The 19,159-nt window shown below is 48.5% G+C and carries 14 protein-coding genes; 11 read left to right on the forward strand and 3 right to left on the reverse strand.

Features of this window, described 5'->3' with window-relative positions; genetic code table 11:
- The first annotated feature begins 9 nt into the window (after positions 1 to 9).
- The 4 genes from BUB37_RS10060 to BUB37_RS10075 all read left to right on the forward strand — a co-directional run bounded on the left by BUB37_RS10060 (position 10) and on the right by BUB37_RS10075 (position 7,687).
- On the forward strand, positions 10 to 3,033 hold the full coding sequence (locus tag BUB37_RS10060; RefSeq protein WP_072992949.1) for a tetratricopeptide repeat protein: 3,024 nt from the start codon (positions 10 to 12) through the stop codon (positions 3,031 to 3,033).
- A gap of 85 nt (positions 3,034 to 3,118) precedes the next feature.
- Positions 3,119 to 4,876, forward strand: coding sequence for a TonB-dependent receptor (locus BUB37_RS10065; protein ID WP_072993929.1), 1,758 nt, complete (start codon positions 3,119 to 3,121; stop codon positions 4,874 to 4,876).
- Between the two features lie 119 nt (positions 4,877 to 4,995).
- Complete coding sequence (locus BUB37_RS21330) at positions 4,996 to 6,477, forward strand: hypothetical protein (protein ID WP_094766674.1); 1,482 nt, start codon at positions 4,996 to 4,998, stop codon at positions 6,475 to 6,477.
- A gap of 55 nt (positions 6,478 to 6,532) precedes the next feature.
- Positions 6,533 to 7,687: an OmpA family protein gene (locus BUB37_RS10075; RefSeq protein WP_244526797.1), complete on the forward strand. Its 1,155-nt coding sequence runs from the start codon at positions 6,533 to 6,535 to the stop codon at positions 7,685 to 7,687.
- Here the strand turns inward: BUB37_RS10075 and BUB37_RS10080 are convergent.
- Positions 7,681 to 8,472, reverse strand: coding sequence for an NIPSNAP family protein (locus tag BUB37_RS10080; protein ID WP_072993938.1), 792 nt, complete (start codon positions 8,470 to 8,472; stop codon positions 7,681 to 7,683). The two genes, BUB37_RS10075 and BUB37_RS10080, sit on opposite strands and share 7 nt — an antisense overlap.
- Before the next feature lie 263 nt (positions 8,473 to 8,735).
- On the opposite strand from BUB37_RS10080, the gene BUB37_RS10085 reads away from it, so the two are divergent.
- From BUB37_RS10085 to BUB37_RS10095, 3 genes are all read left to right on the forward strand, one after another.
- Positions 8,736 to 9,497, forward strand: a complete 762-nt coding sequence (locus tag BUB37_RS10085) for an NYN domain-containing protein (protein WP_072993941.1) — start codon at positions 8,736 to 8,738, stop codon at positions 9,495 to 9,497.
- Between the two features lie 57 nt (positions 9,498 to 9,554).
- Positions 9,555 to 9,989: a hypothetical protein gene (locus BUB37_RS10090; RefSeq protein WP_072992952.1), complete on the forward strand. Its 435-nt coding sequence runs from the start codon at positions 9,555 to 9,557 to the stop codon at positions 9,987 to 9,989.
- Between the two features lie 90 nt (positions 9,990 to 10,079).
- The gene (locus BUB37_RS10095; protein WP_072993943.1) at positions 10,080 to 11,696 is read left to right on the forward strand and encodes an amidohydrolase; all 1,617 of its coding nucleotides are present in this window, start codon (positions 10,080 to 10,082) and stop codon (positions 11,694 to 11,696) included.
- Positions 11,697 to 11,771: 75 nt separating this feature from the next.
- Here BUB37_RS10095 and BUB37_RS10100 read toward each other — a convergent pair whose 3' ends face one another.
- A complete protein-coding gene (locus BUB37_RS10100; RefSeq protein ID WP_072992955.1) occupies positions 11,772 to 12,320 on the reverse strand; it encodes a DUF2911 domain-containing protein in 549 nt (182 codons plus the stop codon).
- A gap of 237 nt (positions 12,321 to 12,557) precedes the next feature.
- On the opposite strand from BUB37_RS10100, the gene asnB reads away from it, so the two are divergent.
- The 3 genes from asnB to BUB37_RS10120 all read left to right on the forward strand — a co-directional run bounded on the left by asnB (position 12,558) and on the right by BUB37_RS10120 (position 17,312).
- Positions 12,558 to 14,228 carry an asparagine synthase B gene (gene asnB, locus BUB37_RS10105; protein ID WP_072992958.1) on the forward strand — a complete coding sequence of 557 codons (1,671 nt, stop codon included), beginning with the start codon at positions 12,558 to 12,560 and terminating at the stop codon, positions 14,226 to 14,228.
- Positions 14,229 to 14,499: 271 nt separating this feature from the next.
- On the forward strand, positions 14,500 to 16,455 hold the full coding sequence (gyrB, locus tag BUB37_RS10115) for a DNA topoisomerase (ATP-hydrolyzing) subunit B (RefSeq protein WP_072992964.1): 1,956 nt from the start codon (positions 14,500 to 14,502) through the stop codon (positions 16,453 to 16,455).
- 95 nt (positions 16,456 to 16,550) lie between these two features.
- Positions 16,551 to 17,312 (forward strand): hypothetical protein, encoded by a 762-nt coding sequence (locus BUB37_RS10120; protein ID WP_072992968.1) that lies wholly within the window; start codon positions 16,551 to 16,553, stop codon positions 17,310 to 17,312.
- A gap of 76 nt (positions 17,313 to 17,388) precedes the next feature.
- Here BUB37_RS10120 and BUB37_RS10125 read toward each other — a convergent pair whose 3' ends face one another.
- Positions 17,389 to 17,763: a hypothetical protein gene (locus tag BUB37_RS10125; protein ID WP_072992971.1), complete on the reverse strand. Its 375-nt coding sequence runs from the start codon at positions 17,761 to 17,763 to the stop codon at positions 17,389 to 17,391.
- Positions 17,764 to 18,088: 325 nt separating this feature from the next.
- Here BUB37_RS10125 and BUB37_RS10130 point away from each other — a divergent pair, with 325 nt between their 5' ends.
- Positions 18,089 to 19,015, forward strand: coding sequence for a malate dehydrogenase (locus BUB37_RS10130; RefSeq protein WP_072992974.1), 927 nt, complete (start codon positions 18,089 to 18,091; stop codon positions 19,013 to 19,015).
- Positions 19,016 to 19,159 lie beyond the last annotated feature (144 nt).

Below are 19,159 nucleotides of genomic sequence, written 5' to 3' on the forward strand. Positions count from 1 at the left end.
TAGAACGCTATGCTGAAAAAAATTACCGCTTTTATTCCCATCTTCCTGGGAACAGTCGTTATTGGGGTATCCCAAGAAACGAAAATCTATACACACGACAAGAGGGAATATCAAGACGCCCTGGCCCTGTACCATAACGAACAGTACCAGGCGGCCCAAACCATTTTCTCAAAGATCAAGGAAAACACCGACGATCTCGAGGTCAAGGCCAACAGTGCCTACTACGAGGCGAACGCCGCCGTCAGGTTGAACCAATTGGGGGCCGACCGGCTCATGGAGGATTTTGTGGCAAAATACCCCACCTCGACCAAACGAAATTCGGCCTATGTAGACGTGGCCGAGTATTATTTCGAAACGGGAAAATATCCCTACGCCCTAAAATGGTACAACAAGGTAGACCAAAGCGCCCTCTCGCGCCAAGAGATGGACAAGTTCAACTTTAACTATGGCTATTCCCTATTTACCTCGGGAAAGCACAAGGAGGCCGAACGCTATTTGCAGAAAGTGGAAAATTCACCGGTCTACGGTTCGCAGGCCAAATATTACCAAGGCTATATCGCCTATCAGCAAGATGACTACGAAACGGCCAATCGACGCTTCGACGAAATTCAAGATCCCGAGATCTTGGAAGAAAAAATGGACTACTACCAGGCCGATATGAACTTTAAATTGGGCAAGTTCGAACAGGCCCTGGCCTTGGCCAAAAAACAAATGGCCAAGGGCGACCGCAAGGAAAAGTCGGAACTGAGCAAAATTATCGGGGAGAGCTATTTTAACCTGGGGCAGTATGCCAATGCCATTCCCTATCTGGAAGATTACAAGGGAAAGCGGGGCAAATGGAACAACACCGATTATTACCTCTTGGGGTATTCGTACTATAAACAAGGTGATTATGCCAATGCCGTGCAGCAGTTCAACAAGATTATCGACGGAACGAACAGCGTTTCGCAGAATGCCTATTACCACTTGGCCGAATGCTATTTGAAGCTCGATAAAAAGCAAGAGGCCCTGAATGCGTTTCGAAATGCATCGCAAATGGACTTTTCACCGGAGATACAAAAGGACGCCACCCTCAATTACGCACGCCTGAGCTATGAGATCGGCAATGCCTACGAACCGGTGCCAAAGGTTATCAGCGATTATTTGGCAAAGTATCCCAACGATAGTGCCACCGAAGAGATGCAAGCCCTCTTGGTCGATTCTTACATCACCTCCAAAAATTTTGAAGGGGCAATGGAATTACTGGAAAAGAACCGCGGTTACGCCAGTAAGGAAACCTATCAAAAGGTAGCCTACTACCGGGGTGTGGAACTTTTTATGGACGACCAGTACGCCGCGGCCGCGGAAAGTTTTAAAAAATCGTTGGACAATGCCGAAAACCCGGTCTTTAAGGCCCGTGCCAACTACTGGAAGGCGGAGTCGGAATATCGGTTGAACAATTTCGAGACCGCCCTGGCCGATTTTATGGCCTTTAAGCAAAACCCCTCCGCAAAGTCTACGGAAGAATACAAGGACTTCAATTATAATTTGGCCTATACCTATTTCAAGTTGAAAGATTACGCCAACGCCATTACATATTTCTCGGAGTTTACCGGTGCCGGAAACAACGATACACAAAAACTGTACGATGGCTACCTTCGCCTGGGCGACAGCTATTTTGTGACGAGCAAGTACTGGCCGGCCATAGAAACCTATAACAAGGCCTTGGCCCTGACCGGTCCGGAGAAAGACTACGCCGCCTTCCAGAAGGCCTTGAGCTACGGATTTGTAGACCGTCGCGATACCAAGATCGCGGAGTTGCGGTCCTTTGTTTCCTCCTATCCGAGGTCGACCCTAAAAGACGATGCCCTATTCGAATTGGCCAACACCTTGGTCTCGGCGGGGCAAGAACAACAGGGCCTACAGACCTATGACCGTATGATCAACGAATACAGGGCAAGTTCCCTCGTGCCCCAGGCCATGATGCGCCAAGGTCTTGTGCATTACAATGCGAATAGGAACGAAGAGGCCTTAAGCAAGTTCAAGGCGGTGGTTCATAATTTTCCGAATACCCAAGAGGCCATACAGGCCGTGGCCACGGCCAAGCTGATCTACGTAGACCTGGGCCGGGTCGACGAATATGCGGCCTGGGTAAAGAATGTCGATTTTGTCGAAGTGACCGATACCGAACTCGACAATGCCACTTTCGAGTCGGCCGACAAGCAAAACCTTGAAGGAAAGAAGGAGGCGGCCATCCGCGGATATGAAAAATACATACAGCAATTCCCGAACGGTTTGAATGCCGTAAAGGCCAATTTTAATTTGGCGCAACTTTATTTTGCAAAGGGGGATAAGGAAAAGGCCTTGCCCCACTACAAATTCGTGGCCGATAAGGCAGGAAGCGAATATGCGGAACAGGCGTTGACACGGGTCTGTGAAATATACATCGGCCAAGACGACTATGCATCGGCCTTGCCTTATCTAAAACGTTTGGAAGGCCAGGCCGATATTCAACAGAACCGCACTTTTGCCCAGTCTAACCTTATGAAGGGCTATTACCAACAAAAGGATTACGGGCAAACCTTGGCCTATGCCGACAAGGTATTGGCCACCGCCACGATCGACAACCGAATAAAGAGCGATGCCCATATAATGATCGCAAGGTCGGCCATGGCCACCGGCGATGAGGCCAAGGCCAAGGATGCCTATGCCACCGTACTGAAGATCGCCACCGGGGCCACGGCCGCCGAGGCCCTGTACTACGATGCCTATTTTAAGAACAAGGAACAGGATTACGAGGCATCGAACCTATCGGTCCAGAGGCTGGCCAAAGATTATTCGAGCTACAAGGAATGGGGCGGTAAGGGCTTGATAATCATGGCCAAGAACTTCTATGCCCTCGGCGACGCCTACCAGGCCACCTACATCTTGGATAGCGTGGTTTCCAATTTTGGCCAGTTTCCCGAAGTGGTGACCGAGGCGAAAGGTGAACTTTCCATCATCAAGGCCAAGGAAGCCCAAAGTAACTCCTCGGTGAGAACGGATGGAAATTAATAGTTGCGAAAAAATGGTAGAACATACTGAAGAAAAAGCGATTCAGGGCCCTAACGAAAATAGAATGTCAAATAAAGATCACAGCATGCTCAAACATATAAACTTGGTAATTTTCCTGCTTTTGGGGCTGTCCCAAACGCTTACGGCACAAGAAGAAGATGAAAAGGACGATATAGGAACGGAGACCGTAACGGTGACCAAGGCCTATACGCCCACCATTTCCGATGCATTTAAGATTAAATCGAGTCCTAACCTGAACGACTCCATTGTACTTCAAAAGAAAAAAATCGAGTACAATATATTTTCGGTTCCCGTGGCCTCGACATTTACCCCGGCAAAGGGCAAGGCCTCGGCGGTCAAGAAAACACCGCCCCCTGTCCTGTACAACTCCTACGCGTCGGCGGGGGTAGGCAATCCGGCCAACCTAATGGGTAAGTTCTATACCAGTAGGACGATCGATCGCGAGTCGGGCTATACCATAGGCCTGGATCACAATTCGTCAAGGGGAGACATCGACGGGGTGGCCTTGGACAATATCTATTCGAATTCAAAATTAAATGCGACCTACATTAAAAGGGATCGGTATTTCGATTGGGGAGCCGACCTCAACCTACAGCACCGGTTATACAACTGGTACGGTATTCCCGATGGGGTCTTTACCGAAGAAGAGGTCAACGCGATCGACGAGCGTCAAAACTATTTTACGGCCGGGGTAGAAGGCCATATCAATGTACACGATTCCTATTTTGAAAACGCAAAATTAAAATACCGAAGGTTCTGGGACTCGGCTAAATCAGGTGAGAACAGGGTGGCATTCGAATCGGGGTTTGGCTTTCCGGTGGCCGAGGAAAAATTGGAGGTCAAGGCCAATATCGACTATGTAAACGGAAAATTCGAAAACTCGGCCTTGAACAACCCCAGCAACGAACCGGGTATAGACTACAGCAACCTTCAGGTCGGCGTGAGTCCTAATCTGGTAATGAACGTCGACGATTTTTCGCTTAATCTGGGAGTGAAGGTGGTATACGGATTGGATGCGGAAAACAGCGACAGCAATTTCTATATCTACCCGGCCGTCACGGCTTCTTATCGATTGATGGACGATATGGCCATTGCCTATGGTGGCGTCGAGGGCGGCCTTGATCAAAACTCCTACTACGGATACGTTGAAGGGAACCCCTACGTATCGCCGACCCTTGGCATTCTCCCTACCGATAGGCAATACGATGGGTATTTGGGTGTTAAGGGGCAATTGCTTCCCAACCTCAGTTACAATGTAAAAGCCTCCTATACCGCCGAAAACCGCGTGCCGCTCTTCAAGCTAAATCCGCAGAATACCGCCAGGGATGATGACAAGGGATATTTCTATGGGAACTCCTTTGAGGTGTTCTATGACGATATGAAGACCATTGGAGTGTTCGCTGAGCTCAATGTCGACGTCAATAGAAATTTCACCCTGGGTGTAAATGCCGAATATTATAACTACAACACCGAAACCGATAACCCGGCATGGAACCTCCCCGAAATACAGGGCTCCTTGTTTATGGACTATCAAATTGGGAAAAAATGGTACGCAGGGGCCAATCTTTTTTATGTGGGCAGCCGGGAAGACGTGGCCACCATTGCAAATGCCTCGGGCTTGCCCTCGACCTTTAACGCCGAAATCGTGGAACTCGATTCTTATTTCGATGCCAATGCACATGTGGGCTACCGATGGAACGACCGCCTTTCCTTTTTTCTAAGGGTGGCGAATATCGCCAACAACAATTACCAACGATGGGCCAATTACCCCGTTCAGGGACTCCAGGTCATGGCCGGGGCCACTTATAAATTCGATCTGTAGCCGATTTTTGCGTGAACCTGGCATGTAAACCGATTTTTTTGGTGCTCGTCTATCGAAACACCGGTGTTCTTTGATATTGGTTATTTTTGTGATGTACCATTACGAAAAATCTAGTTGCTATGTTGCATTTTTCAAAATCGGCCTATGGCCCAAATAGGGAAGGCCGTTCGCTTTCACGAAGTTTTGTGGCAAGAAGGTTTTTAAGTATCCTATCGGTAGTTGCGGTCCTCGTTTTCTTCGCCTGTAAATCGGATGACGGAGGCGCTGCGTCCGCGGATATCGATACGGACGGTGATGGAATTTCCGACGAACAGGAAGTACTGGACGGTACCAATAAGAACAATCCCTGCGATCCTAAGCCCAGCTCGGGCTATACGGGTTTTGACGCCAACAACAGCATCTGGTTAGGGGCCGATTGCGATACCGACGGTATCACCAACGCCCAAGAATTGGCCGATAATACCGATCCCTTTGTCAACGAGTCAAAAGACTCGGATGGTGACGGTATTCCCGACTTTGAGGAAGAGGCCAACGGAAGCGACAAGAACGACCCCTGCGATCCCGTTCACGACGGGGATTACGACGGTTATAACGCCCAAAACAATACGTGGGCGAATGCGGATTGCGACGCTGACGGGATGACCAACGGGGAGGAAGTGGCGGCCAATACCAATCCCTACGTAGATGATACGGTCTATGCCGTGGCCGAGTTTTTGCCCAAGTTGTCCGATTTACAGCTTTTCAAGGGCGATTTGGCCGATTTGGAAACGCACGTCACGACCCACGAATACAGTTTGAGCACCCCGCTTTATACCGATTATGCCCATAAATTTAGAACAATATCCTTACCCGAAGGAGGGCAAATGACGTACAACGACGACGGGTTGTTGCAGTTTCCCGACGGTACGGTAATTACCAAAACTTTTTATTACCTGAACGATGAAAGAAATCCGGCCGTGGGCAAAAAGCTTATAGAGACCCGGGTGTTGATCAAGAACGAAGGAACCTGGAGTATGGGCAACTACCTCTGGAACGATGAGCAGACCGAGGCCACCCTTTCGAACAGTGCCCCGACCGTCACGGTAAATTGGGTCGATCAACTGGGGGTCGAGCGCACCACGAACTACCAGGTACCCTTTACCATTAACTGTACCCAATGCCACAATATAAACAATGTGACCATGCCTATTGGGCCAAAGGCACGTAACCTGAACTTTGTGTACAACGGCAAGAATCAGTTGCAATACTTTATCGACAAAGGTCTTTTGGCCGGTGTGCCCGAACTGTCGCAGGTCGAACGTTTGCCCGATTGGTCCGATACCTCCTTTTCCTTGGAAGGACGGGCAAGGGCCTATATGGATGTCAACTGTGCCCATTGCCATCAACCTGGGGGCTATCACGATGCGAATGTTACGGGCCGACCCGACATGAGGTATGAGACCCCGTTGGCCGAAAGCCTGATGGTCGATTTTAAGGAAGACATCAAGACCAGGGTGAACACATCCCCGGCCTATGGTCCTTCGATGCCCTTGATCGGTATTACCGAACTACATACCGAGGGGATCGACCTTATCCATCAATATATGGATACCTTGGATTGATGCCCAAGCCAGGGTCGACTTGGCGGCGCTTTCCAATATTTACTATTTTTAGAAGGTGAAGCCCTTTAAGTTCTACCTTGGCCTGCGAGCCCTATGTGTTCAAGTTCTTGTTCTGTGTTCCTGCAATACGGTCATTGTCGGTCAAAACCTGGTTCCGAATCCGAGCTTTGAAGACTATGTCAATTGCCCCGAACGCCTTGGGAATTTTGACAAGGACGTAAAGGAGTGGTCCGCCCCATCCTCGGGATCGACCGATTACTTCAATGCCTGTAGTTCCAAAATGGGCACGCCTGAGAACTTTAACGGGGCCCAAAGGGCAAAATCCGGTACGGGCTATGCAGGCCTATATCTTTACGCTCCCGACGACTACCGCGAATATTTACAGGTCGAATTGGGGGAGCCCTTGGAGCAAGGGAAGAAATACCAAGTTTCATTTTACGTGAGTCTGGCCGAGCGCTCCGATTTCGCCATCAAGGAATTTGGCGTACTGTTTTCCAATGCCGCGCTTCAATTATCGACCAAAAAGGAACTTTCAAAAAAGTTGCTGTACCAACAAAGGGAAAACGACTATAACTACATGGAAATCGGCTATAGCAACTTCTATTCGGATACCAAGGACTGGGTGCCGGTACACACCGAATTCGTAGCCAAGGGAACCGAACGCTTTATGCTGATGGGCAATTTTAAGAATAACAGGCGAACGCGGTTGTTCAAGACCAGAAAAAATGCCAAACAGGGAGCTTACTATTATGTGGATATGTTCGAAGTGAAGGCCGTCGGAACAATCCCAAACGGGCGGGTCGCGGGCAATACTCCATCCGTCAAAAAAATTGAACTTGGTAAAACCCATATATTCGAAGATGTCCTTTTTACCTTCGATGGGGTTGAATTGACCTTAAAAGCGGAAAGGGAACTTCGTGAAATATATAGCTATCTGGCCACGGACGAGCGCCTGTCTATTGCGGTAAAGGGCCATACCGATACCATCGGCTCCGAAAGGTACAACCACTCCCTCTCCCAAAAACGGGCCAAGGTCGTTGCCGATTACCTTATAGGATTGGGCTTGCCCGAAACCCGGATCGCTTACCAAGGGTATGGGGGCAAAAATCCGAGGGCCTCCAATAAAACTTCGAAAGGAAGACAGCGTAACCGTAGGGTAGAGTTTGTAATTACCCAAGATAAGCCTATGGATACCCCGGCCGATCAGTAATCGGAATACCCGGTAGGGTAGAGCAACATGATATCTGCCTTGTTCATATTGTTTTTATAGGTTGGGTCGTTCTTTAACTTGCCCCATTTTTCAGACCCGAAGAAGGCCTCCCATTTGGCATCACGGGTTTTCATATCGGTAAAGGTGGTCATGTACATCAGGTTGGGCATACGGTCGCCCGAGATCACTTCCCCGTAAAAAACGGCATGGAAGCCCAATGACTCAAATAGCTCGACCTCCCCGCCGATATTGAACATATCAACCTTGTTCTGGTAGGTGGCCTCGGTCGGCGATTCGTAGCTTCTTAGTTCGTAGACCCTATCCTTTCTAGGCCCCTCGACGGATGAGGGCCTCATTTGCGGCATTTGGGTAAAGGCCCGCATCAAGGTAGAATTGATACGCTCGTAAGGCGGGTCGTCGTGCTTGGCATGAATGTAATCGGCACCTGTGGAAAGGTAGGTCTTGTCCTGGGCCAGCACATCTTCAAGTTTTAAAAATTCCTCCAGCGATCGAAATGGAATCAAAACGAATAGCTTATTGGCCAATACGTAATTGTCGGGCCGAAATTTAAAAACGCCCACATGTTCGATGTTCGCCCTTTTTAATGCAGGTAAATAGGCGTCTTTTAGGTACGTGTCCATTCTCGATTCTTGCTCCCCGTTTTTGAGGGTATAGGTTTTTAGCTGAAAGATTTGCCTTTTTTCGCTTTGCGCATTTGAGCTAAAGGCAAGGGAGGAGATGATGAGTGCGAAGGCTATCGATTTTAGGGCGGCTTTGGCTTTCATAGGGCGATTTCGGTTTACGCCCAAACTTAGTGAAGTTCGGGCAAATAACCTATTTATAACGGGGCAATGCCAAGGGCCATAAGGCAATTTGCCATTCTTCCAAGGCCATTTTTTTCCTTGGGCCAGCATGGAATGGGACCTGGGCCGGGTACTGAAAATGATGAAGGGCACCTATGGGGAAACCAAGGTTTTTTCCTTAAACTGTAGGGCCGATTCTATCTGCCCCGATGTTTAAAATCACTAACTTTGAAAAAAAGGTAAATATGGATTTAAATCTAGCAGTTCTTATTGACGGGGACAATATTCCATCTGCGTATGTTAAGGAAATGATGGAGGAAATAGCCAAGTACGGTAACCCTACGATCAAGCGTATTTATGGCGATTGGACGAATCCGCGATTAGGCAAGTGGAAGAACATCCTATTGGAAAATGCCATTACCCCCATCCAACAGTACGGGTATACCCAAGGCAAGAATGCCACCGATTCGGCCATGATCATCGATGCCATGGATATCTTGTATTCGGGCAAGGTAAACGGTTTCTGTATTGTGAGCAGCGACAGCGATTTTACCCGCTTGGCCACCCGTTTGCGCGAGGCAGGTATGCAGGTTTTTGGGATAGGGGAAAAGAAAACCCCCAACCCCTTTATCGTGGCCTGCGACAAGTTCATCTATATCGAAATCTTAAAGAACAAGCAAGAGGACGACACCGCGGAGGACACAAAGAGCAAAACCGGAGCCAAGAACAGTGTCGATAGGATAACGGCCAAGGACATCAAATTGATCACCTCGACCATAGACGATGTGGCCGATGACGATGGTTGGGCCTTCTTGGGCGACGTTGGCAGCCTCCTGCAAAAGAAGCAGCCCAATTTCGACTCCCGAAATTACGGTTTTCAAAAACTGACCCCCCTGATCAGTTCGATCGATCAAATCGAAGTCGAGCGTCGTGAAGACAACAAGGGTCGAAAAAAATTGATTTATGTAAAGATAAAGGACACACGCCCTTCCCGTTCAAAAAAATAGAATGCCCTTCAATGCCTTAAAAAGTTTATCTTTAATCCATTAAAACCTCTTTAAAAGATGAAAAAACGAATTAGAAAGGCAATGGTTTTGGGGCTGATCGTCCTAGGGTCGTCCCTCCTTGGCCTGCAGGCCATGGTACATCCCACTTTAAATAGTTGTGAATTTCCGGCGCTGCATGAAGATGCCAAGGTAGGGGAAGGACTTGAGGGCGTATGGCGGTATACGGTAAACAACGCCCCGCCCGAATACAGCAAGGGCAGTATTGCGATCGTGAAAGAAGAAGGGAGCTATGGGGTTGAGGTGCATTTGGCCGAAGGCTCGCTGAAGGGATTCAACGTGGCCATCGAAGGCAATAGTGTTAGTTTTGACCTTACTATCGAGGGGACCGTGGTTTCCGTCAAGCTCAAGGCCGATGGTGATAAGCTTACGGGTACCAGTTCGTCGTCGGAAGGGACTTATACTATTGAGGGGAGCCGGGTCAAGCGACTGTAGGGACTTCCTTCGTAATTCACCGATTTATTTTTACTTCCGTCGCCGGAGCCCTTGTCGACAAGGGCCTCAGGTGGCCTAGCACCGCTCTATATGAAAAAGATGCTTCCCTTGCTTATGTTCTTGCTTTTCGCTTGTAAGGATGCTAAGCACAAGGTCGACTTGGTCGTCGTCAACGCCACCGTTTACACGGTAGATGAAAACTTTTCAACGGCCGGGGCATTTGCCGTAAAAGATGGCAAATTTGTGGCAGCCGGAACCACCGACGAAATCCTTGAAAAATATACATCCGCCGAAGTTCTTGATGCCCAAGGCAAGACCATAACGCCCGGACTCATTGATGCCCACTGTCATTTTTACGGATTGGGCCAAAAACAACAGGTAGTCGATTTGACCGGTACCAAAAGCTATGATGAGGTACTCGAAAAAGTCAAGGCCTTTCAGAAAAGCAGGCCGAGTGATTTTATTCTAGGGGAAGGATGGGACCAAAATGATTGGGAGGTAAAGGAATTTCCGACCAAGGATAAATTGGATTCCCTGTTTCCCGATACCCCGGTAGCCTTGAGCCGAATCGATGGGCACGCACTCCTGGTCAACCAAAAGGCATTGGATCGGGCTGGTATCGGTGTCGATACCAAGGTCGAAGGCGGTGAAATCGTTAAGCAAGACGGAAAGTTGACAGGTGTATTGGTCGATAATCCCATGGATATGGTCTATGCCGTAATCCCCAGTGGAAATCGGGCCGACCAAATTAAGGCCCTTAAGGATGCGGAAGGTATTTGTTTGGACTATGGCCTTACCACAGTGAACGATGCGGGACTTGATCGTTCGACTATAGAACTCATCGACAGTCTTCACCAGACCGGAGACCTGTCCATCCGGGTGTATGCCATGATAGGTGCGTGGGAAAGTAACTTAAAGTATTATCTAAAGCGCAAACCCTATAAGACCGAACGTTTGAACGTACGCTCGGTGAAGGTGTACGCCGATGGGGCCTTGGGGTCACGTGGGGCGGTACTAAAACGGCCTTATTCCGACAAACCGGGCCATTATGGCGCCATGGTCACCCCTGTTGACCTGATAGGGGACTTGGCCGAAAAATTGGCACGTACCGAATTTCAGATGAATACCCATGCAATTGGCGATTCGGCAAACGCCGTGGTCCTTCGCACCTACGATAGGGTGCTGAAAGGCAGGCCCGACCGACGGTGGAAAGTAGAGCATGCACAGGTTATCGATACCCCCGACTTTGACTATTTCGGAAACGGGATCATACCTTCCGCGCAGCCCACACATGCCACTAGCGATATGTACTGGGCCGGGGATAGGTTGGGCGAAGAACGGATGAAGGGGGCCTATGCCTATAAAACCCTGTTGGAAAAAGCCGGGATCATAGCCTTGGGCACCGATTTTCCCGTAGAGCAAGTCAATCCCCTGTTAACTTTTTATGCGGCCATTGCACGGCAAGATGTGGAACACTATCCCGAAGGGGGATTTCATATGGAAGAGGCCTTGTCGCGCGAGGAAGCACTAAGGGGGATGACGATATGGGCGGCCTATTCCAACTTTGAGGAAGACGAAAAAGGAAGTATCGAAGTGGGCAAGTTCGCCGATTTTGTGATCTATGACAAGGATATCATGCAAGTACCGGCCGAAGAGCTACCTACCGTAAAGGTGGAGCGGACCTTTATCGGAGGGGTCTCGAAATAGCTTTTGGGGCGTATTCCAAATAAAAAAGACCGCAGCCGAAGGGCTGCGGTCTTTTTAATAGGCTTATTGCCGGTTCTACATCTTTGTAAAGGTAATGGGCACCAAAACACGTGTTTTGTCCCATCCCATGGCCAATTCGGCGCCTCCGTCAACTTCCTTGAACGCTATGGAGAACTCTTCGAGCGAGCTGCCATTGGTGCTGCTTGGGGCAGATACCCTTAGCACATCGGCACTTTCATCGTAACTATAGGCTCCCCATTGGTTGAGGTTCTTGTTCAAGATTATGGTCCATTCCTTATCGCCGGGAATGGTGAAAAGGGAATAGGTGCCCGCCTTGACCGATTTTCCACCGAAAGTGGCATCGGTGTAAAAGGTGATTTCCGCGGCTTCGTTCGCACCGGTTCTCCAAACCTTTCCGGCTGGGGCAAGTTCCGATAGGGACCTTCCCTTTAATTGGGGCCTGCTGTAAATAACACGAACAGCCTTGTTGGCCACCTTGTAATCGGCAGGGTAGGAGGCCATGTCCATAGGACTCTTGTCCAAGCCGCTGAATTTTTGCGCCATAACCTCAGAGGTAAAAACCATGGCAAACACCGTAAGGGCAATGAGAGATACTTTTTTCATAATCGTGACTTTGTTTTTAATAAAACTAATTAGTATTTGATTTAATCTTAGCTAACAGTCGTCAAAATTAACTCTTCTTACAGAACGAATGAATTTTAATCGAATAAAAGAGTAAATATTATATTTAGAAGCTTATATCGACTTAATAATGTCAATTGATAACTAAAAATCATTTTATATTTTTAAATTGAAATAATAATGTCACCTTTGCTTTCAAATTACAAACAATAGATTATTATGTGTGGAATTGTATGTGCCTTTGATTTAAAGGAAAGTTCGGAGGTTTTGAGGCCCCAACTGCTCGAAATGTCCAAGAAGGTTCGGCACCGTGGTCCGGACTGGAGCGGAATCTATGCCGACGACAAGGCGATTTTGGCCCATGAACGATTGGCCATCGTCGATCCCGCTTCGGGAAAACAACCTTTGTTCAGTGAAGACAATAAATTGGTTTTGGCCGCCAATGGCGAAATCTATAACCATAGGGAGCTGAGAAAACAGTTCGAGGGCACGTATAATTTTAAAACGGAATCCGACTGCGAAGTTATTCTGGCGCTGTACCAAGAAAAAGGAGCGGACTTTTTGGATGAGATGAACGGTATTTTTGGTTTTGCCATCTACGATGTCGAGAACGATTCATATTTCATTGCCCGTGATCACATGGGTATTATTCCGCTGTATATCGGTTGGGACCAAAACGGTACTTTTTATGTGGCTTCGGAATTGAAGGCCTTGGAAGGTACCTGTACCAAAATTGAACTCTTTCCCCCGGGCCACTACCTGCATAGCGATGATGGGGAATTCAAGAGATGGTATACAAGGGATTGGATGGAGTATGATGCGGTAAAGGATAACGAAACCAGTATCAGGGAAATCAGGGAAGCCCTTGAAGCCGCCGTACACCGTCAACTCATGTCCGACGTACCCTATGGGGTATTGCTGTCGGGAGGCCTTGATTCTTCGGTAACATCGGCCATTGCAAAAAAATATGCACAGAAGCGGATCGAATCGGGTGATACCAAGGAGGCTTGGTGGCCCCAGCTCCACTCTTTTTCCGTCGGGCTCGAAGGCTCGCCCGACCTGGCCGCGGCCCAAAAGGTAGCGGACCATATCGGTACCGTGCACCACGAGATTAAATTTACCATTCAAGAAGGGTTGGATGCCATCAAGGATGTTATCTACAACCTCGAAACCTACGATATTACCACCATACGTGCCTCGACCCCCATGTACCTTATGGCCCGTGTCATTAAGTCCATGGGAATCAAAATGGTGCTTTCCGGCGAAGGGGCCGATGAGCTTTTTGGTGGCTATCTGTATTTTCACAAGGCGCCCAACGCCCGCGAATTTCACGAAGAAACCGTAAGAAAGCTCAGCAAGTTGCACATGTACGACTGTTTGAGGGCCAACAAGTCCCTGGCCGCCTGGGGCATTGAAGGTCGTGTTCCGTTTTTGGACAAGGAATTTATCGACGTGGCCATGCGCATCAACCCGCAAGACAAGATGATCAACGGTGAGCGTATGGAAAAATGGGTGGTCCGGAAGGCTTTTGAAGACTATTTGCCGGAAAGCGTGGTTTGGAGACAGAAGGAACAGTTCTCCGATGGCGTGGGGTACAGTTGGATCGATACCTTAAAGGAAATCGTGAACGAGGAGGTGACCGACGAACAATTGGCCAATGCCAAGTTCCGCTTTCCGGTACAGACACCGACCTCAAAAGAGGAGTTCTACTACCGTTCGATATTCGAATCGCACTTCCCTTCCGATGCGGCCGCTTTGAGCGTTCCCCAGGAAGCGTCGGTGGCCTGTAGTACCCAGATCGCCCTGGAGTGGGACGAGGCCTTTAAAAACATGAACGACCCTTCGGGCAGGGCAGTGGCCAAGGTGCACGCCGATGCCTATGAGAAGTAGTCGTAAGGCAATCATCCTAGAATTCACAAAAGCCCTTCCCCTTCAAGGGGGAGGGCTTTTTTTTGGGGCTTGGGAGGGCGTATCCCCAGGTTTTTGCCCTTTTGTCAAGGAATTCGGCAGGGGCGGGCTGCCCGGTTTCCCCTTAGCTCAATTTTCCACAAATTTTGTTGATAACTTAGGGCTTATTATGGGGCTAAAACCCCATATTCTATGGGGTATTCCGTATATTTGCGAGATTGCCAAAAATTAAGTCTAACAACCTGTTAATTTTATGAGCGAAGAAGCGAATAACAAAGACGAAAACAAGAAAAAATATTCGGCGGACAGTATCCAGGCCCTTGAGGGAATGGAACACGTTCGCATGCGTCCCTCAATGTATATTGGTGATGTAGGTGTTCGGGGACTGCACCATTTGGTCTACGAAGTAGTGGACAACTCCATAGATGAAGCTATGGGGGGATATTGCGATACGATAAGCGTAACGATCAACGAAGATAACTCCATCACTACCCGCGACAATGGTCGTGGTATTCCGGTGGATTTGCATAAAAAGGAAGGTGTTTCGGCCCTTGAGGTGGTTATGACCAAAATCGGTGCCGGGGGCAAGTTCGACAAAGATTCCTACAAGGTATCCGGTGGTTTGCACGGGGTAGGGGTCTCGTGTGTGAACGCCCTTTCCAACCACTTGAAGGCAACGGTGCACCGCGATGGCAAAATTTGGGAACAGGAGTACGAAAGGGGCAAGGCCCTATACCCCGTAAAGAGTGTCGGGGAAACCGATGAAACGGGTACGATAGTCACCTTTCGCCCCGATGATACCATCTTTACCCAAACTACCGAATATAGCTACGAAACCTTGGCCAATCGCATGAGGGAGCTTTCCTTTTTGAACAAGGGGGTGACCATAAGCATTACCGATAAGAGGCAAAAGGATGAAAACGGTGAGTACGTCTCGGAAACCTTTTATTCGGACCAAGGGCTTAAGGAGTTCGTCAAGTTTTTGGACGGGAACAGGGAGCCATTGATCCAGAACGTCATTTCCATGGAAGGTGAGAAAAACGGTATTCCCGTCGAAGTGGCCATGATGTACAACACCAGTTATACCGAAAACCTGCATTCGTACGTCAACAATATCAATACCCATGAGGGAGGTACCCACTTGTCGGGCTTTAGACGTGGGTTGACCACTACCTTGAAGAAATATGCGGATGCTTCCGGAATGTTGGACAAGCTCAAGTTCGAGATACAAGGGGATGATTTTAGGGAGGGACTAACGGCAATCGTCTCCGTAAAAGTGGCCGAGCCCCAATTTGAGGGCCAGACGAAGACCAAACTGGGCAACAGGGAAGTGTCTTCGGCGGTAAGCCAATCCGTTTCGGAAATGCTGACCGATTATTTGGAGGAAAATCCCGACGACGCGAAGGTTATCGTGCAAAAGGTAATCCTGGCCGCCCAAGCGCGGCATGCGGCGACCAAGGCAAGGGAAATGGTGCAGCGCAAGACCGTAATGAGTATCGGCGGACTGCCCGGTAAATTGTCCGATTGCTCCGAACAAGACCCGGCGCTTTGCGAGGTGTTTTTGGTCGAGGGTGATTCGGCGGGCGGTACGGCCAAAATGGGCCGCGACCGTAAGTTTCAGGCCATTCTGCCCCTGAGGGGTAAGATTCTTAACGTAGAGAAGGCCATGCAGCACAAGGTCTTCGAAAACGAGGAAATCAAGAATATCTATACCGCACTTGGTGTTACCATTGGTACCGAAGACGATAGCAAGGCCCTGAACTTGGAAAAGCTTCGCTATCATAAGGTGGTAATTATGTGTGATGCCGACGTCGATGGTAGCCATATCGAAACCTTGATCCTTACCTTCTTTTTCCGCTATATGCGCGAACTTATCGAGGGAGGCCATGTTTACATCGCCACCCCGCCCCTGTACTTGGTGAAAAAGGGGTCGAAGAAACGTTACGCCTGGTCCGATGAGGAACGCGACGAAATAGCCAAAAGCTACAACGGCAGTGTAAGCATCCAGCGCTACAAAGGTCTGGGTGAGATGAACGCCGAACAACTTTGGGATACGACAATGAACCCCGAGTTCAGGACCTTGCGTCAGATTACCATCGACAACGCCACGGAAACCGACAGGGTTTTCTCGATGTTGATGGGCGACGAAGTACCCCCAAGGAGGGAATTTATAGAGAAGAATGCCGTCTATGCGAACATTGACGCATAGAAACAGCTACTTTCACAACATTAATTCGTCCGCCCCTTGGCGGACGAACTATTTTAGGGCTATTCAATTTTAATCAAATCCCTAAATCATTTAGTATGAAAGTAAAAGTAGTTTCCCTAATGCTGTTTATGACGGCCGTTACCTGTTTTGCGCAAGACGACCTAAAGGAACGCGAAAAGCAAGCGGCCTTCGATCCCGCGTACACTTCCTATTCAAGGAAAAAACCGGCCTATGTTACCCTTAAGGACGGCACAAAGCTAGAAGGGGATATAAAGGATGTCGACCGTAAAAAGGGCCAGATCTATCGCTTGAAGATCAGTGTCGACGGAGAAAAAAAAGTAGAGATCATGGCAAGCGACATTGCCGATCTATACATGGCGCCATCCGGTCTCGAACAACTCGATAAGCAAGGCAGTTATTTTAACGATGCCACCAAATGGGGCAAAACGGATGCCGCAAAGCATATCAACAAGGGCTATACGATGTATACCAATCAAATGGTTTCCTTGAAGAACAAAAAGAAACCTGCCGAGTATTTGATGCAGGTGGTCAACCCCAAGTTCAGCCAGGTCATTCAGGTTTTTTCCGACCCCTTTGCCAAAGAGACGATGAGCATTGGCGTGGGCTCGTTAAAGCTGGCCGGCGGTATCGCCAAATCGTACTATGTAAAAAAAGGCGAGTCGATCGTATGGTTGACCAAAAGCAATTTCGACGAGCATTTCGAACGCTTGTTTATGGACAATGAGGCCTTCAGGGCCAAATATGCCGACCACAAGTATAAGTGGAGCCTTTTGGGGGTCTATGTTTTGGACTATACGGAGTTCAGCTTGGACGGCGCGGCCGAAGAGAGCAAATAGCGAAGAGCGACGGTAAATAAAAAGCCGTAGTCGTTACGACTACGGCTTTTTTGCGTATTTGAACCTAGTGAAAACTCTATTCTCTTATGGCCACCGTATGGCCAGCGGTATCGGCAAGCGAGGTTACCTCGCCGGACTTGACCAATGAAAGGGTTTGGTCTTGCATATCCGTTCCGGGGTACTTGATGGTGTAAACATCGTTCTCCGCACTCCATTCAAAATCGGTCTTGAACGTAATCGAACCATTGACCTTCTCGTGGTATCTTCCCAAGTAGGCATCATTGAATATCCACTCGTGTTTGACGGTCTGTTCCTTGGCGGTAAGGCTCGAGGGTTGCACATCGACGTTTGACCATATGCCGATTACTTCATCGTTGTTTTCCGGTATTTTGGAACAATTGCTGGCTAGGACAATCGCTATTATGGCAAAAAATGAAAAGACCTTTTTCATTGCTGTAGGGTTTTGATTTGGGGGTTATTTTTGATTTTAGAACGGTCTTCTTTCAGTCTGTATTGCTAAAATTCGACGTATGACGGTATTTGTCATTTTTCTTCGTTGAACGGTGTTAATTTTTAACAATGGGGTAGTTCGTCGATGTTTTTGGCAAATGGAAATTTTATTTCATTTCCCGGGTTTTTCGCCCGGTTTTCTGGTAAGATTGTTTATTTTTGGAAACCCTTTAAAAATCGGGCTTTTATACCCTCGTACGGGGTTGTTTCGGTTTGTTTGGGGAGTTGATAAATCGGTCTTTAATAATCATTTAAAATAAGTATACATGAAAGTTACTGTAGTAGGTGCAGGGGCGGTCGGTGCAAGTTGTGCCGAATACATTGCCATAAAGAATTTTGCCTCGGAAGTAGTATTGTTGGATATCAAGGAAGGTTATGCCGAAGGAAAGGCGATGGATTTGATGCAGACGGCCTCTTTGAACGGTTTCGATACCAAGATCACCGGGGTCACCGGCGATTACTCCAAAACGGCCAATAGCGATATTGCCGTAATTACTTCAGGTATTCCTAGAAAACCCGGTATGACCCGCGAAGAGTTGATCGGAATCAATGCGGGCATAGTGAAGACGGTATCGGCAAGCCTGATCGAGCATTCGCCGAACGTGATCGTGATCGTTGTGAGCAATCCGATGGATACGATGACCTATTTGGTGCATAAGACCACCGGTTTGCCCAAAAACAAGATCATAGGTATGGGCGGGGCCTTGGATAGTGCACGTTTTAAATATCGTTTGGCCGAGGCCCTCGATGCACCCATATCCGACGTTGATGGAATGGTTATCGGTGGGCATAGCGATGTTGGTATGGTTCCCTTGACCTCACATGCGACCCGAAATAGCATCAAGGTTTCCGAATTCTTGTCCGAAGAGCGATTGCAGCAAGTTGCGGAAGATACCAAGGTCGGTGGTGCCACACTTACCAAGCTTTTGGGAACAAGTGCCTGGTACGCCCCGGGAGCGGCCGTTTCCGGATTGGTTCAGGCCATCGCCTGTGACCAAAAGAAAATTTTCCCGTGCTCTACCCTGCTCGAAGGCGAATACGGCCTGGACGATATTTGCATCGGGGTTCCGGTAATCCTCGGAAAGGACGGTATCGAAAAGATAGTGGATGTTCCGCTTAGCGATGCCGAGAAGACCAAAATGCAGGAAAGTGCACAGGGTGTCAGAAAAACCAATGGTTTGTTGGAATTGTAATTGATACATCCCGATGGTTTTATGGAAAATCCGCCCGGTTCTTTCGGGCGGATTTTTTTGGTATAGGTCGGGCCGTAAACCCTGTTTCCGACCCTTTTGCCAAAGGGTTGATAAAATGATGGGTCGACGCTTTGATTATTATAG

The organism is Pseudozobellia thermophila (assembly GCF_900141855.1).
Taxonomy (GTDB): Bacteria; Bacteroidota; Bacteroidia; order Flavobacteriales; family Flavobacteriaceae; genus Pseudozobellia; species Pseudozobellia thermophila.